Origin of the sequence: Acinetobacter sp. CWB-B33 (genome assembly GCF_039655955.1) — a bacterium.
In the GTDB taxonomy this organism is placed as follows: Bacteria; Pseudomonadota; Gammaproteobacteria; order Pseudomonadales; family Moraxellaceae; genus Acinetobacter; species Acinetobacter bouvetii.
Genome location: NZ_JAGFEU010000007.1, coordinates 109177 through 126328 on the forward strand (window position 1 = coordinate 109177; position 17152 = coordinate 126328).

Here is a 17152-nt window from a genome sequence, read left to right on the forward strand (position 1 = left end):
GCCTTATTGATATGTCAGTTGATCGGCATTCAAGCCCAATGCATTCAGCATGGTCTTAAATTTCGCAATTGTTTCATTCAATTCACTGGCCGGCTGTGATGCCTCTACAATACCTGCACCTGCATATAACCGTGCTGAATATTCAAAAATACGGCCGCAGCGCACATTCACAGCCCAAGCACCATTGCCGTAAGCATCACTCCAGCCCATCGTGCCTGCAAATAAATTGCGGTTGAAAGGTTCTAAATCAGAGATCAATTGACGCGCTAAAGGTGCAGGCTGCCCGCAAACAGCAGGTGTCGGATGCAAAATTGAGGCTAAATCGAAAACATGCATTTCAGGATCTTTCAGTGTGCCTTGAATTTGAGTGGCCAAATGCCAAACCGTTTGAGTTTTGATTAAGGATGGAGACTTCGGAATACTCAGCTTGTCACACAATGGCGAGAGTAAATCCGCAATGGCTTCAATCACCACAGCATGTTCATGCCGGTCTTTTGCAGATTCCAGCAAACGCTGCGCTTGCGTTTGGTCTTCTAGCGCATCGGCATTCCGCGCCAAGGTTCCTGCAACTGGATTGCTGAACACATACTGATTTTGCTTGGCAACCAGCAATTCAGGGCTGGCTCCCATAAACCATCCAGACTTTTTAGGATCCTGCGCCAAGGCAAAGGTATAGCCTTCAGGATTATTCTTGAATAATTGATAGAATAAATCTACAACAGGTATTTTTTGCTCACATTGAAGATCAATTGCCCGCGCCAAAACGGCCTTTTCCAGCTCAGTTGTTTTCATTAATTCAACGAGTTTCGCTACACCATCGACATAGTCGGCCTGTGGGGGAACAAGGGTTGCTTGAACTTGTGAGAGTCTTTCAAAAGGCGATGCAAAATTTAATCCATCCGTAACATAGCTATTTTTTGCTTCCGCAATCGACATTTCAGGTAAATCACGATGATCGAAAGGCAAGCTTCCCACCAAAATGAGTTCAGAATTTCCGGTCGCTTGGATTTTTTGCTGCAGTTTATGCTGTGCGTGCTTCAGCCATTTCTGCTGCTGCTCGACAAAAGACAATTCCGGCTGACGCTCAAAATGGATATTTTCGAGCAGTTTTTTACTTGAAATAGTTCCCGTAGGTGTCGCAAATACAAAGCCGGCAACTTCTGCTTCAATTAAATTCTCCCTGGTTATTCCAATCATATTTTTAAAAACTGATGGTTCTACTGCCAACATATTTGCTCTCACATCTTTCAATTATGTTTTTAAATGTTCAGTCCTACTGCCTTCTGGCTAAAGTAGTTGAACGCAACAACTATAATGATTATTATTCTCAAATAGTAACGATAATCGTTATTTTTTGTTAACCGATTAAGGGATGCTTAAATGTCCACAGTATTTATTGTGACAGGTGCCGCACGCGGGATTGGCGCAGCGGTGGTAAAAAAATTACTTCAACAAAGCCATCAGGTCATTGGGATAGATCTGCAGCCTGACTCTCAAAAATGGCAAGTCATTCAGACACTCTCCCCATCAGAACAACAAAATTTTTATGCAATTTCACATAATATTAAGCGAACCAATAGCCTGATAGAGTGTATTCAGCAATCCCCTTGGGCAGAACAGCCTATTACAGGCTTAGTGAATGCCGCAGGCATTTTAGAAATGGGCAGCCTGCTAGAGACCACCGAAGCCCAATGGCAGCACAACTTAGCAGTTAACTTTATGGGGCCCGCCCTGCTGTCTCAATGGGTTGCCCAGCAAATGATTCCTTATCAATCCGGGGCCATTGTCAGCATCAGCTCAAATGCTGCGCTTATTCCCCGCATGAACATGGGGTTATATGCCACCACAAAAGCCACAGTCAGCCACTACTTTAAAAATTTAGCTTTAGAGCTTGCACCGCATGGCATCCGCTGCAACTTGGTTTCGCCGGGTTCAACCTTAACTCAAATGCAAAAACAGCTATGGACGGATGATCAGCCGCCCGCGGGCATTATTGAAGGCAACCTTGAACAGTACCGCAGCGGCATTCCGCTGAGAAAAATTGCCGAGCCTGAAGATGTCGCAAATGCCGCCTTGTTCTTGCTGTCAGATCAGGCCAAACAAATTACTATGCATGAACTGGTTGTTGATGGCGGCGCAACGCTCGGGGTTTAATCGCCTGCAAATAAAGCGTATTAAACACTGCCAGATTTAATCTGGCAGTTTTTTTTCAATGCTTAATTGATTGGCTAACTGCTCGGGCTGCTGCAGCCATAAGCGCAGCATGCGCATAAAGTCATGCCAGTACTCGCCTAAAGCTTCGACATTGTAGAGTTCTTTATGCCCATCGACCGCAAGATATAAGCGCTCAACGCCATCCACAAACTTATTGGTGATCGCGATATCAAAGTCCTCAATTGGACCTGCAGAAATGGTAGTCTTTGTTAAATGACAGCCTTCAAAATACTCAGGCAATGGATAAGGAATCCAGTTTACGATAGGGCCAAATAAAATGTTGTCAAAGGGATCAAATCCATCTAATACAAAACGCATTTGTTCAAAATAGCTGTTCTGATGCGGTCTGACTTCGGCAAACCGCTGCGCTAGGAGCTGAACGGTTTCTTTAAGGTTCTCTTGTCCTGTTCCAGCCAACCGTAAAGGTAAAATATTCATGACTAAACATGGGATGCGCATTGAGGCAGTCCCTAAACGCGACATCATCGGCACACCAAAGCACTGCTTGCTGTCACCGGACTGCTTAACCAAATAACTCATCATGACGGCCATGACCACCATGGCACTCGGCAATTTCAGCTCCGCAGCCAATGCGTTCATTTTCTGCTGCGTTTCCCAATCAATGACCTCTTCATAACGAGGGCCTTGATAAAACGGCTGTTTTAGCTTCCGCTTTAAGCGCTTTTTCGGTGCAAGCTCATGAGAAAAATTTTCACGCCAAAACTGTAAATCCTGCTCAGCTTTTGGTGAAGCAAGATAGCGCTGTTCATCTGCTAAAAACTTATCAAAGTGATCAAAAGCCTTGTTTTTTAAAGCCGATGCATTTTTTAAAGACTGGTAATAATCTAAGAAGCGATTAATCATCAATCCATAGGCATAACCGTCTAGAGCCACATGGTGCGCTCTAAAAAACAACCCATATTTATTATCATCTAGATGGGCAAAAACATAATCATATAAATGGCCTGTGCTTAAATCAAAAGGCGGTTCTACCGCACAATCCGCCCAATCTAAAATGGCTTGGTCATCCAGATGCGATAAATCGGCAAATTGTGGCGGACGAATATCCACATCATCTATACGGTAAACTTTGCCATCTTTTTCAAGGGCTCGCCAATGTAATGCCTTTGCCTCTTTTAATGTGAATTCAATCGCTTGATGAAATAATTCCCGGTTTAGCGGACCATCGATGACCAGCCATTCTGCAGTATGGAATGGGTAGCTGCCATGATGATGATGCCCTTTCCACATACTGTGTTGTGCACGGGTTAAAGGAGCCAGAGAATCCATTGTTTGCATGTGTAGCACCGTAGATCAAACATTTTTTATAAGAATAAAAAATTGAAATGTATTTATAGGACGTGTGTTGTCTGACTGAATTGAGTCATCTTTTAGATATTAAATACAATGATTATCATTTGCAAACAATATTCATTTACATTACATTAGCACCACAAGATCTTTCGATTAATTCATCAAAACCTGTCCCCCATTTGTTACTTAAACGTTAAGACGCAGAAAACTATGGCTTTTCCATCACCGACACCGCCGCGTTATATTTGTGTACATGCTTCTGAGCAATTATCTCCGCATTTGCAGCGGGTCTATTTTTCAAGTAAGGATTTTTCTGATTTCCCTACCGACCAAAATGGCGCACACATTAAGTTATTTTTTTCAGAACAAGCACACTTAAAACCCCTGCTGCCTTACCGCAATGAACAAGGAAAAGTGCTGTGGCCTGATGGGCAAAAGCCAATTACACGGACATACACCATCCGCAATTTTTTAGCGGATGAACAACTTTTGGTGGTCGATTTTGTACGGCATGCGGATTATGGGACAGCAGCCAATTGGGCCATAAACGCTCAACTGGGGCAAGTCATTGGCTTAGCGGGCCCTGGCGGCCGCCCACGATTTCATCCAGCTGCAGACTACTGGATTTTTATTGGTGACCTTTCAGCCTTGCCGATGATTGCTGCTTCTTTAGAACTGCTTCCGGCTCATGCTCAGGGTGAAGTTTGGATTGAAATTGAAGATGAAAAAGATTGCATCCCCCTGATACATCCGGCTGCCGTAACAGTACATTGGCTGATTCAGCATCCAGATGCCGAAACACAAATTCATGCCTCATTAGCGCAATTAGATTGGAATCAACAGCAAATTTCTGTGAGTTTAGCGGGTGAAAATTCTCGGGTCGTGTCTTTACTGAAAGCGTTTAAACATCTTTATAAAGTCAAAAAAACGCATTTGTACGCAGTCCCGTATTGGAAAAAAGGCCACACAGAAGAGTCTTATCACCAAGAACGCCACCATGTCATGGACAATACAGCTTAGGCAAATATAGCTGCTCAATCGCGCTAATCATAAAACCTTAATACATAAAACTTTAAAGCAACTCATTAAATGCTTGAGTTAATGTTAAATAATCATACAGCTAATTATTTTATAAGGATTTTTACATTGAAATTAAAACATGAAGTTATTTTTATTATGATTATGAGCAGCTTAATAACCATAATCGTCACTGAGTTTATTATGAGGACTAATTAACACTTTACCGCAGCTTTACCTCATACAACCGCCCCCAAGATTGCTTAATCTCATCTACATAAATATAGCTATTTGAAGATAAATTTAAATGTAAAAATTTCTTTCCGAATATTACTTAAGAATTGAATTCACCTGTACAACAAAAAAACTACCATATTCCATCTTATTCTGGGCATTAAAGATCAAGGCTATAAGTGTAACGGCAATTTTAATACTCATGGCGATATTAGTTTTGTTGTTCATCAATTCATTAAACGTCCCTGCACTGTTTACCCGCTCATTAAATCATGCAGGAAAAAAGCAGTGAAAATAGATTGAAAACTTCTGAGAAATCCAAATAAGGAAACAATTAGTTACCCTAAAAATCCCAATATTTTCAATATGATTTAATGCATTCATTCATCAGAAAATCTTAGTTTGGATAAGCAGGCTTAAAACTCTAGACTTCTGCAAAATCAATAAGCACTTACAATTTAAAATAAAAAATCAACTATGATTTACATACAAACTTTGATCATATTTTTTCATTAATTTCCAACTAAAAATCATGAATTAATTAAGTAACTTTATGGTGTTTATTGTATACGTTTGTATCTAAAAAATCATTCCTCTTCGAATATTCAGTGACTTTAACACCCTAAATAGCTAATAAGTAAATACTTTAAATAAACTATACCCTAAGTTCTAAAAATTCCTTATGTTTGCACAGGAATCAATCACATAGTATTTTAAAAAAACTGTGAATTAAGAATACTGTAAAACTTAAAACATCCTAAAAACTAGAGGCACGACATATTATAAAGTGAGAATCAAAAATGATTGAATGGTTACAAAATGAATTAAAACATAGCCCAGAAATCCTATTGTTCCTATCATTGGCAATCGGTTTTTGGATTGGTCAATTTCAGTTTGGAAAGTTTCAATTCGGCGGTGTCGCAGGTTCACTTCTTGTTGCTGTTGTATTAAGCCTGCTTGGTGTCCCTATTGATAATGGTGTCAAAGCCATACTCTTTGCATTATTTATTTACGCAGTCGGGTTTGAAAGTGGTCCGCAGTTTTTCAAATCGCTTGGCCCGCAATCGATTAAAGAAATTTTATTAGCAGCCTTTATGGCTGTGACTGGCCTAATTACAGTTTTAATTATGGCCAAGCTTTTCAATCTTGATAAAGGTTTAGCTGCTGGTCTCGCTGCTGGCGGGATGACTCAGTCTGCGATTATCGGTACTGCTGGTGATGCAATTTCAAGACTGGATCTTCCTCTTGCAGAGATTCAAAGGCTTCAAGCCAATGTCGCAATTGGCTACGCAGTGACTTATATCTTTGGTTCACTTGGCGCCATTATTATTTGTGCAAACATACTGCCTAAATTCATGGGCCGCGAAATTCGTGATGATGCACTTAAAGCGCAATCTGAACGTCTAAAAGGCGCTTTTGAATTGGCTCCTGGTCAAGAGCTTGCTGTACCTGAAATTGTTGGCCGTATTTATAAAGTGAAGCACGCTGCAGGAAAAACCATTGCAGAAATTGAAGCAATGGGATCAAGCGTTACCATTGAACGCCTTAAGCGCAACAATCAATTTGTAGATGTTTCTGCAGATCTGGTTTTACAAGAAGATGATGTCATTTTAATTGTCGGGCGCCGCGCAAATGTCGTTGCATTATCTGAAAAAATTGGCCCAGAACTCCAGTCCTCTCAGGGCATGGAAATGGTCATGGATACAACAGATGTCATTTTAATCAATTCAAAATACATCAATCGCACGCTGGGGGATGTTAAAGCAAATACACCGCCCTATTTAAAGCACGGCATTTTTGTTCTTTCCATTAAACGCAATGATGAAGTGCAAGTATTGAATGACGATACTGTACTGCGTCAAGGTGATGTTGTAACCGTTTATGGAACAAAAAACGACCTTCAGCGTTTAGTAAAAGAAGCCGGTAAAGCCATAGAAACTAGCTTAAAAACAGACTGGGTTTTCCACGGCGCTGGCCTGGTCGTTGGTTTGCTCATCGGTTTATTTGTGATTCGTATTGACGGTGTTCCTCTTACCCTGGGCGCAGGCGGCGGTGCTTTATTATCTGGCCTGTTATTTGGCTGGCTGCGCAGCCGCAATCAAGTGCGTGGCAATATGCCATTGGCGGCTTCTCAGCTTTTAAAAGATCTAGGTTTGGCTGGTTTTGTTGCTGCCGTTGGCCTGCAGTCAGGACTGCAAGCCATACAAACTATCAAAGACAGCGGCCTCTCACTCTTTATGATTGGTGTCGTCGTCACTGTTGTTCCGCTGATTCTTGCAATGTTATTCGCCCACTATGTTTTACGTTATGACAACGTAGCAGTAATGGCAGGTGCAATCTCTGGCGCACGCAGTGCGAACCCTGCATTTGGTGCTGTACTTGATAAAGCTGGAAACTCAATTCCTACCGTCCCATTTGCAATTACATATGCTTTAGCAAACGTATTTTTAACTTTACTTGGTCCACTCATTGTAGGTTTGGCTTAAATCAGCCGATCTGAATAAAAAATCCGCTTTAATATAAAAGGAGTCTCCTCATGGGGAATGTTGATTACACTAAATATTCAAAACTTAGCCCATTTGAACTAAAAGATAAACTCATCGAAATAGCTCAAAGTAAAACAGACCGCATGATGCTTAATGCAGGCCGAGGAAATCCTAACTTTTTGGCCACTGTTCCACGCAGAGCCTTCTTCCAGCTTGGTTTATTTTCTGCCACAGAATCTGAGTTTTCATTTTCATTTATGCCTGAGGGTTTAGGTGGATTTCCCCGCCCTGTAGCGTTACAAAACCGGTTTGATAACTTTATTTTGCAGAACCGCGATAAACCGGGCGTGGTTTTTCTAGGAAAAGCCGTATCGTATGTCCGAGATCAGCTTGGTTTAGACCCTGATGCATTTTTACTTGAAATGGTTGAAGGCGTTTTAGGCTGCAACTATCCAGTGCCTGACCGAATGCTCAGAATTAGTGAAACCATTATCAAAGAATATATTTTGCGTGAAATGGGCGTACAAAGTATGCCTAAAGATGGCTTGGATTTATTTGCAGTTGAAGGCGGCACAGCTGCCATGGCCTATATTTTCAATTCATTAAAAGAAAATAAAATCATTGCAAATGGTGACCGTATTGCAATTGGCGCACCCATTTTTACACCGTACCTAGAAATCCCAAAACTCAATGATTATCAGCTTGAAGAAGTGTTAATTCAGGCTGATCCAAACTTAGACTGGCAATATCCAGAATCTGAACTTAGAAAACTGGAAGATCCCTCTATTAAAGCATTCTTCTTAGTCAATCCGAGCAATCCGCCATCAGTGAAGATGAGTGATGAAGGTTTGGCAATTTTAGCGGATATCGTCAAAAAACGTCCTGATTTAATTATTTTGACCGATGATGTTTATGGAACATTTGCCGATAATTTTAAATCCCTGTTTGCAATATGCCCAGACAATACCATTTTGGTCTATTCTTTCTCTAAATACTTTGGCGCAACAGGCTGGCGATTAGGCATCATTGCACTCAGCAATAACAATGTTCTTGATAAGAAACTGACAGAATTGCCGACTAAAGACAAAAAAGAACTTGAAGAGCGTTATTCCTCTTTAACCACGGACCCAGCGAGCCTTAAGTTCATTGACCGTATTGTTGCAGATAGCCGCAATGTGGCATTAAACCATACAGCAGGTTTGTCCACTCCACAGCAAGTGCAAATGGTTTTATTTGCCTTGTTTAATTTAATGGACTCTCGTCAAAGCTATAAGGAAGCGGTCAAATCTGTTGTAAGAGAACGTGACGCGGCACTCTATCGACAGCTTGGTGTTGATGTTCCTCAAGATCCAAATGCTGTTGATTACTACACCCTTGTTAATTTAGAAACCACTTCACGCATATTATATGGCGATGAATTTGCCGATTGGGTAATGAAAAATAAGAACCCAACCGAACTGCTTTTCCGTGTAGCAGAGGAAACGGGCGTAGTTTTACTGCCAGGTTCTGGATTTGCTGTACAGCATCCTTCCGCACGTGCGTCTTTGGCAAATTTAAATGAGTTTGAATATGCGGCAATTGGCGACTCTTTACGGCGTTTTGCAGAAGATGCTCATAAAGAGTACTTAGCGGCTAAGAAATCAAAAAGTAAAAAATAAAGTCTTGTTGAATACAGTACTTTATCTATAAGCCTCCTACTCTCATCTGCACCCCAAGAATTGGACACACTGTCTGATTTGAAGGGTGCATGTTTTATCAAGCTGCACAGCTCAAGATACCGGCTCCATTGTAAGGTGCATAACTGGATTTTCGAGGATTGCTCCCCGCTGGCCTCAGATCAGAATGGCTTCATCATTACAAAAATTATCATTAAAATGCTTTAAATTTCATGCATTTTTCATATATAAAAAGACATACTAAAATTAAGGTTTTAAAAATCTTCCGCATATAATTTTTATCAAACGAGGGCAAACAATGCAAAATAACAAACGCAGTTCTTTAGATCCCCAGCAGTCACATCTTTGGATTATTGGCGGCGGTATTGCCGGTATGGCTGCTGCAGCTTTTGCCATCCGTGATGCCAAAGTTCCAGCAAAAAATATTCATATTCTGGAAGAGCTTGATATCTCCGGCGGATCAATGGACGGCGGCCATACCCCGCATGCTGCACAGGCATGGGTGACACGCGGCGGGCGCATGTTAACCGATGAAACCTATTTATGCCTTTGGGACTTGTTTTCCAGCATTCCTTCCTTAGAAAACCCCGAAATTTCCGTACGCGAAGAGTGCCGTGAATTTAACGAACAGGTTAAAACCCACGCCCAAGCGCGCCTGATTGATTCAAACCATATTATTGCTGACGCTGCCAAATTAGGCCTAAACACAATGCACCGCGCGCAAATGCTGCTCCTATTAGCCTCTAAAGAGGAAAAAATTGGCAGCCGGCGTATTGACGAATTTTTTGATGCGGCCTTTTTTGACACCAACTTCTGGCGCATGTGGCGCACCACCTTCGCCTTTCAAAAATGGCATAGCGCTGCTGAACTGCGCCGCTACTTTCTGCGCTTCATTCAGGAACTGCCACGCATTCATACCCTCGCCGGCGTAAAACGCACCAAATATAATCAGTATGATTCCATGATTCTGCCTCTGCAGCGCTGGCTGACAGCGCAAGGTGTTGATGTGCGCTTTGGCAATTACGTGACCGATGCTGACTTTGTCACAGATGAACAAACTCAGGAGCGCCGCGCGACACGATTATATGTCAAACTGCCTGAGGGCACGGAGCAGATCGAGCTGAAACCGCATGACTTAGCCATTTTTACATTAGGCTCAATTACTGCCGATTCGCGCTATGGCGGCAATGATGATGTGCCGCCTTTAATCCGTGACCGTTTGGATCATGGCTGGACATTGTGGGAAACTTTAGCCAAAAAAGCCCCTGATTTTGGACGCCCGATGACGTTCTTCGGCAACATCGATGAGCATAAATGGGAGTCGTTCACGCTTACCATGAAAGATGATGTGCTATTAAAACGTATTATTGATTACACTGGCAATGAGCCTGGTACAGGCGCGCTGATGACTTGGTTTGAGTCTGGCTGGCACTTATCAATTGTTGTTCCTGCACAGCCGCACTTTGCCGACTTGCCGGAAGGCATATACACGCTATGGGGCTACGGTTTCCAAATTGACCATAACGGCGACTACATCAAGAAACCCATGAGTGAAGCGACAGGAAAAGAGATTTTAACCGAACTGGTTAAGCAGCTGGGTTTTGATGACATTTTAGAGCATGTGCTGCGGACAACCGATGTGACGACAGCAATGATGCCGTATGCATCCGCACTGTTCGCATGCCGTAAACCAGGTGACCGTCCATTAGTCATTCCACAGGGTTCTCAAAACTTTGCATTCTTGGGTCAGTTCGTAGAAATTGAAGATGATGTGGTGTTTACCGTTGAATATTCAGTGCGCGGCGCCATGCTGGCGATTTATGAATTCTTTGGTGTAGAGCGCGACATTCCAGACATCTACAATGGCCTGCTCGATCCCAAAGTTGGGTTGAAGGCGCTGGAAACCGTCTTTCACTGATATCATTCAAATATAGAATATCCAGTATAAGAGCGCCCATCAGCGCTCTTATTTTTTGGTATGTGCTGAAATTTAGGGATGACAGGATGGCTGTTTATACTCATCAGTGAGTTAATGAGTACGTACCGCAATGAATATGAAGAATTGCCATTTTCTGTAAACGATAGTGAATGACCTGAAGCTCGAAAGCGCCATCGGCGGCCAATTCTTAGTACATATAAATGTGTGATGCAGCATTAACCAATAAAATCGCCTAATGCGGCTTTATTGGGTTTAAGGATTTTCATTTATGAGCAATAATGTGAGTAACACATTCTATGAGGCTCAATTTTATCAATTAAAATAATATGGTTATTCATCAATAATATCTGCGAAACTTGCACCCAACACCTTAGCCAAGTCTTGCGGTTTAAGCCCTATATCCAGCCCGCGCTTGCCGCCGCTGACATAAATTTTAACTAGGCTTTCTGCAGAGGCATCAATCACTGTTTTTAAGCGCTTCTTCTGCCCGACTGGGCTGATCCCGCCAACCAGATAGCCTGTTAAACGTTCGGCATCTTTCGGATCGGCCATTTTCAGTTTTTTACAGCCAAATGCTGCCGCTGCTTTTTTTAAACTCAGCAGATGATTGACTGGCAACACCGCAATAAAATAGTTTTTTTCGTCTGTCACCATCAGTGTTTTAAAGACTTCTGCAACCTGCAGCCCGAGCTTTTCTGCGGCTTCTAGACCAAAACTTTTAGCATCTGGGTCATGTTCGTATTCATGAATAGAAAATTCGATTTTTTGTGATTTTAAAAGTTTGCAAGCAGGTGTCATCTTTGACTGATATTTAGCATGTGATTCTGAAATTATAAGCTTTTTAAAAAGAATTGTTTAGCCTGCTTAGGCTATTTCACATATGAAACTTTTATCATAATCCTCACTAGACTAATGCGTTGATTTTCCAGTTATTTATTAGAGTTTGTACTCAAAAATGATCTGTGCTAGGTTTTATCCCAAGAGTTTTCCACAGATTTTGTGGACTTTTTCCCAACATAAATCATTGATAAATATAAACCAACATTACAATTGATCGTTTTTAAACCAATTTATACACTATTTATGCTGAGTCAATAATTGATGAATAAAATCCAAACAGAACCTAAATACCCTTAACCAATAATCCACTAGAAGCAATATAAAAGTTAGCCAGTTCTGCAACTTTTAAATTGTAGATTGTTCTTTTAAATGTCGTGCTTAAAATATGAACTTCTTGCCCCTTTGCCTTTAAAGGACTAAATGAGTTTTCATCTAAAATTGCACATAACCCATTATCGTCATATCCAAATAGACCAAAATAATCATCGCCTGGAATATCAAAACCTTTTCGATCAGCATCAAATAGATTTCGCACATGATAGCTGCCTGCACTATTTGACAGTGTGATTTCACGCAAGGGATTAGACATAAAAACTATTGCCTCAATTTCAGGGCTCATGGTTTGTATGATTTGACCATTTTTCAGCTCATCAAGACGCGTCCAGCCCAAGTCCTTCACCAGAAACAACGCGCTGGCAGAAGCAGAAATACCTTTAAGCTTTCCTTTATGAGAAAGCTGCAGCAGCATTCCTTTATGCAATTTGGCTAAATCTGTACCAGCTTTAATTTCAAAATAGTGTAGTTTCCAAATTCCTTTATGTTCTGTATATACAATCTGATCTACAGGCTGATAATAGGGCTCCCCTTGCCCAGAATCCGATTGTGATAAGAGCAACCCCCCTATCTTAATATTCTGTATCGGAACTAAGCCTTGTTTAGTTACTACACGAGTTCCTGCAGGAAAGCCATATTCTAAATTCTGCAATATCATCACCAACTGCTCTTTTATTTTTTATCTTATCCATTTGATGATTATATTTTTATTAAAAAATTTAAACATTCATCTAGAAAATTTACACATTTATTTATCAAAAGCCCAAACAGTCTGTTTGGGCTTGATTTTACCTTGAATCGCTTTTATACACTCAACCCAAACTTCTTAAAGATGCTGGCGCGGCGTTTGGGATGAATATTGGCCTTCGTTAGATCCCCTTCATAATGATCATATACACGCTTATCCATCATCTTAAACCACAGCGATGGAATCAGTGCAGGCAGCAGCATCGTCGCATAGCCGCTTGGCAGTTCAGGCGCTTCATCAAAGTGTCGCAGCGCCTGAAATGGCCGCGTTGGATATGCATGATGATCTGAATGCCGCTGCAGCTGATACAGGAACAAATTCGTCACCACATTGTTATTGTTCCAGCTGTGTTCAGGCATGGTGCGCGCGTAGCTGCCATCCGCCTTTTCTTCGCGCTTTAAGCCATAATGTTCAATATAATTAATAATTTCAAATAGGCTGATGCCATAGAGCGCTTGTGTTGCCAAATACGGCGCCACCTTTTTGCCAAATAAAGACAGCATTACCCCGTGAAATCCAGCACTCATTGCCCAGCCATGAAACAGCTCATTTTCCTTGCTCCAGAAAGACAAGCCCTTACGTTTTAAGCGCTGCTTTTCAATCTGAACTGCAGATTTTACACCGCCAAATACCGTTCTTGGCCAAAACTCATAAAAAGTCTCTCCCATTTTTGAAGATGCAGGATCTTCAGGCGTTGCAGCGCGCTTATGATGCCCATACGGATGTTCAATACGGAAGTGGTTATATGCCAGCGGCGCGAGCGTTGCATGCGACCAATAATGATCCTTTTTATTTGGGCGGTGGCACAGCTCATGCGCTGTATTTACGCCAATGCCGTTGATCGCGCCCATCGATACGCCCAGCAAAATCTGGTCTAAGAACGACACATCTTTGCGCGTCACCACATAGCCGGCAAAAATATTCGCGGCCATCTGCAAAGGAATAAATACTTTGACAATGCGGTCATAGTAGGGGTCTTGCACCAGCACTTTAATATCTTCATCTGTCGGGTTATTGTCATCAGAACCAACAAGCGCATCAATTGCAGGAATAATCACGTGCAATAACAGCGGCCCCCCCATGGCAAAGACTTTTTTGGTCATTTTCGGGCCAAAATGATAGCCCGCTAAAATGCCCATACCGATTACAGGCAATCCTGGGCTTAATAACCAGCCGTAACGTTTCTTGTCAATGGACGCGCCATTGAACTGCTGCATTTGCTCTTGGTTTAATTTTGCTGGAGCATTCATTTGCAAGACTTCCTTCTTTCTCTCTTCTATGTTTATATTTCAAGAAATACAGGCGCAATAACAGTTGCAAGCGTCCAAAAAAACTATGCCAAAGTCTTTGGCATATATTGATAAAAACTGTCCTCTCAATGCGGTATTGACTGTGTTGGGATATTTAACCAGCCAATATGCAATGAAGATAGAATGATAAAACATGGATGCTTTAAGTAAAATTTTTGATGATATTCATCTGAACAAATCTGAATATATCTATTTGAAAGCCAAGAATAACTGGGCTTTTCAATACCATGAACACGGCGCAATGATTGCCTATATCATGATGCAAGGCCAATGCCTGCTGCATGTTGAAGGTGAAAAAATTCAGCTTGAAGCGGGTGATTTGATTTTAATTCCGTCTGGACAAAATCACCTTTGCACCGCATCGACCGATTCCGTTTTTCAAGATGCGCTAGAGATCCGTCCACTGTTTGATGAAAAGCATCAAAAAACGATCAATTTAGAGTCAGATCAATATCCGCAGCGCGAAGACTGCCTGATTCTTGCCATACGCGGGCATGTCGACAGCATCATGGCGAAACCGCTGTTTAACGCTCTGCCCAAATATCTGCATATACAGCATATTTTGAGCAGCACAGCGCCTGAGTGGCTGCAGATTGGCCTGCAGTTCTTAGCCGTGGAGGTTAATCAAATCCGCCCAGGGCGGGATAAAATACTCGATCATTTAGTCAGTATTTTATTTATTGAATGCGTGCGTGATTATATTGCGCAGCTCAGCGATTCGCATAACTGGCTGAATGCGCTGACTCACGCTGAACTATCTAACGCGCTGGCCGTGATTCATGGACAGCCTGAATTGCCTTGGACTGTTGAAAGCTTGGCAGAACAATGCTGCATGTCGCGTTCAAAATTCGCCAATCTGTTTACCCAAATCATCGGTGAAACGCCGCTGGCTTATTTACAGCAGCACCGCCTGAGGCTAGCCTCACAGCATTTGCGCTCTGGCCAGCTGTCTATTCAGCAAATCGCATATCGAGTAGGCTATTCATCTGAAACGGCCTTTAGCCAAAGCTTTAAGCGCAGCTATGAACTGACACCGAGCCAATATCGGCAGCTGCATCCGCAAAATGCTTAACCGTATTCAGCAACTGCAAAAGTGATCATGCCTTTTCCAAAAGACTTAAAATCGCCTGCACGGGGTCTTCGCTGTTCCCAGACAGCAGCTGCTTATGCATGGTGACATGCTGCATCGCTTGAATTTGCGCGGTTTCAACATTCATCAGTTTTTCAATTTCATCCGCCAGTTTCTCCGGTGTTGCGTCTTTTTGAATCAGCTCCTGAATGACTTTTTTCCCGGCAATAATGTTTGGCAAAGAATAATATGGAATCTTAATTAAGAACTTCACCACATGATAAGTCAGCCAATTCAGCTGATAAAATGTCACCATTGGGCGATGCAGCAGCATGGCTTCCAGCGTTGCCGTACCCGAAGCCAATGCCACTATATTTGAAGCATTCATTACCTGACGGCCAATTTTTGATTCTGAATCCGTATTTTCAAGCAGCTGTACTTTGGCCTTTAAATCAGCAGGATACTTATCCAAGAGCGCTTGAATCTGCTGCTTTCGCGCATCATTGATGGCAGGAATCAGAAAGACATACTCAGGATGCTTTTGCATCACAATTTGAGCTGCATCCAACACCAGCGGACCTAAGCGCTCAATTTCACCGCGGCGGCTGCCCGGTAATAATGCAATATGCTGCTGAGCTGGATTGAGATCTAATTCTTCTTTGGCATCTGCGATTGGATTTGCTAATGGCAGCTGGCTTGCTAAAGGATGGCCGACAAAGGCTGCCGGCACATCCCATTTCTTAAAGAATGCTTTTTCAAAAGGAAATAGACATAAAACCAAATCAATACTGGCCTTGATGCCATGCACGCGGCCCTGCCGCCATGCCCATACCGATGGACTGACATATTGCACGGTTTTAATCGGCAACTGTTTCTGTTTTAAGCTTTTAGACAGCCGCAGATTAAAATCTGGCGCATCAATGCCGACAAACACATCAACAGGATTCTTGCTCCAAATTTCAACCAGCCCATCACGCACTGCAAAAAGTTTTTTGATATCCTTCAAAACTTCAACAATACCCATGACCGAAAGGATATCCATAGGATAATAGCTTTTAAAGCCTTCAGCGATCATTTGCGGACCGCCAATACCCTCAAATTCAGCATCGATGCCCTGCTCACGAAACCGGCGAATCAGTTTGGCGCCCAAAGTATCTCCTGAGACTTCCCCCACGACGATTCCAATTTTGAGTTTCCGGTTTTGCAAGTTTTTATCCTCAAGAGTTTAATCTATTCTAAAGTACGCACATTTTAGCATAGTCCTGTATTTTATAGCTGCTCGCTATACTGGCAGAAGCAAGGCTATAAAGGCGCAAAAGAATTATTCATAGCATTAAAGAGATACGATTGCGTACTGTACAAACTTGGATGCTGCAAGAAATTAGGCAGCCGCTTCTAAACCTGTGGCACTGGTCCAAACAGCATGTCCTATTGACCCTCATTCTATCCGGCATTTTTCAATTATTGGTCTTTCTTGTGTTTCCAAGCACATGGATACCGATGTCTCCGCAGCCCGTGCAGTTCAAACTGCAGAATATCGATATTCAGCAGCGGCAGCAACGATCATTGGTCATTCAGCAGCATCGGAAAAAATGGATTGCGCATTGTGCAAATCAGGCCAAATCGATCCAATCGCTCTGTGAAAAAAATATCCAGCCCAAAATTATTCACCTTGAAGGCATAGTCTTGAAGCGCAGTTTGATGAACTATAAAAATACACCACAAGATATGTTTATCCGTAAAATCCAATTTACAGAACATTTACCTGATCAGGAAATCATCACTTATGCCGCCGATGCAAAGGACTTTGCAGCATGGCAGAAAACTGTATACATGCCTTTGTATCTCTTAAGACTGCTTTGCCTGATCAATTTGATTTGGTTAGGCAGCCTTCCGTTGCGAAAGCCGCTTAATAGGTCATCTGCGTGAACAGCATGCTTTCCGCAATCTTTATCATTTTTTAGAATAAGCA

At 42.1% G+C, this 17152-nt stretch carries 13 protein-coding genes; 7 read left to right on the plus strand and 6 right to left on the minus strand.

Going from position 1 to position 17152, the window contains the following annotated elements; all coding sequences use genetic code 11:
• Window positions 1-3 precede the first annotated feature (3 nt).
• Window positions 4-1197, minus strand: a complete 1194-nt coding sequence (locus tag JZ784_RS16150) for an isochorismate synthase (protein ID WP_346315583.1) — start codon at window positions 1195-1197, stop codon at window positions 4-6.
• Between the two features lie 183 nt (window positions 1198-1380).
• Here JZ784_RS16150 and JZ784_RS16155 point away from each other — a divergent pair, with 183 nt between their 5' ends.
• Window positions 1381-2154 (plus strand): SDR family oxidoreductase, encoded by a 774-nt coding sequence (locus JZ784_RS16155; protein WP_346315584.1) that lies wholly within the window; start codon window positions 1381-1383, stop codon window positions 2152-2154.
• Window positions 2155-2190: 36 nt separating this feature from the next.
• On the opposite strand, the gene JZ784_RS16160 is transcribed toward JZ784_RS16155, so the two are convergent.
• Window positions 2191-3513 carry a condensation domain-containing protein gene (locus JZ784_RS16160; protein WP_346315585.1) on the minus strand — a complete coding sequence of 441 codons (1323 nt, stop codon included), beginning with the start codon at window positions 3511-3513 and terminating at the stop codon, window positions 2191-2193.
• Window positions 3514-3738: 225 nt separating this feature from the next.
• On the opposite strand from JZ784_RS16160, the gene JZ784_RS16165 reads away from it, so the two are divergent.
• From JZ784_RS16165 to JZ784_RS16180, 4 genes are all read left to right on the plus strand, one after another.
• On the plus strand, window positions 3739-4548 hold the full coding sequence (locus tag JZ784_RS16165; RefSeq protein WP_346315586.1) for a siderophore-interacting protein: 810 nt from the start codon (window positions 3739-3741) through the stop codon (window positions 4546-4548).
• Window positions 4549-5579: 1031 nt separating this feature from the next.
• The gene (aspT, locus tag JZ784_RS16170; protein WP_346315587.1) at window positions 5580-7265 is read left to right on the plus strand and encodes an aspartate-alanine antiporter; all 1686 of its coding nucleotides are present in this window, start codon (window positions 5580-5582) and stop codon (window positions 7263-7265) included.
• 50 nt (window positions 7266-7315) lie between these two features.
• Window positions 7316-8923: a bifunctional aspartate transaminase/aspartate 4-decarboxylase gene (locus tag JZ784_RS16175; protein ID WP_346315588.1), complete on the plus strand. Its 1608-nt coding sequence runs from the start codon at window positions 7316-7318 to the stop codon at window positions 8921-8923.
• A 316-nt stretch (window positions 8924-9239) separates the two neighbouring features.
• On the plus strand, window positions 9240-10859 hold the full coding sequence (locus JZ784_RS16180) for an oleate hydratase (RefSeq protein ID WP_346315589.1): 1620 nt from the start codon (window positions 9240-9242) through the stop codon (window positions 10857-10859).
• A gap of 351 nt (window positions 10860-11210) precedes the next feature.
• On the opposite strand, the gene ybaK is transcribed toward JZ784_RS16180, so the two are convergent.
• From ybaK to JZ784_RS16195, 3 genes are all read right to left on the minus strand, one after another.
• Window positions 11211-11678 (minus strand): Cys-tRNA(Pro) deacylase, encoded by a 468-nt coding sequence (gene ybaK, locus JZ784_RS16185; protein ID WP_346315590.1) that lies wholly within the window; start codon window positions 11676-11678, stop codon window positions 11211-11213.
• 325 nt (window positions 11679-12003) lie between these two features.
• Window positions 12004-12705, minus strand: coding sequence for a hypothetical protein (locus JZ784_RS16190; RefSeq protein ID WP_346315591.1), 702 nt, complete (start codon window positions 12703-12705; stop codon window positions 12004-12006).
• A 152-nt stretch (window positions 12706-12857) separates the two neighbouring features.
• Window positions 12858-14051 (minus strand): alkane 1-monooxygenase, encoded by a 1194-nt coding sequence (locus tag JZ784_RS16195; RefSeq protein ID WP_346315592.1) that lies wholly within the window; start codon window positions 14049-14051, stop codon window positions 12858-12860.
• Between the two features lie 193 nt (window positions 14052-14244).
• Between JZ784_RS16195 and JZ784_RS16200 the strand changes: the two genes are divergently transcribed.
• On the plus strand, window positions 14245-15183 hold the full coding sequence (locus JZ784_RS16200) for an AraC family transcriptional regulator (RefSeq protein ID WP_005009549.1): 939 nt from the start codon (window positions 14245-14247) through the stop codon (window positions 15181-15183).
• A gap of 25 nt (window positions 15184-15208) precedes the next feature.
• On the opposite strand, the gene lpxB is transcribed toward JZ784_RS16200, so the two are convergent.
• Window positions 15209-16387 (minus strand): lipid-A-disaccharide synthase, encoded by a 1179-nt coding sequence (gene lpxB / locus JZ784_RS16205; protein ID WP_346315593.1) that lies wholly within the window; start codon window positions 16385-16387, stop codon window positions 15209-15211.
• Between the two features lie 140 nt (window positions 16388-16527).
• On the opposite strand from lpxB, the gene JZ784_RS16210 reads away from it, so the two are divergent.
• Entirely contained in the window at window positions 16528-17109 is a 582-nt protein-coding gene (locus JZ784_RS16210) for a hypothetical protein (RefSeq protein WP_346315594.1), read from the plus strand.
• The last annotated feature ends 43 nt before the right edge of the window (window positions 17110-17152 follow it).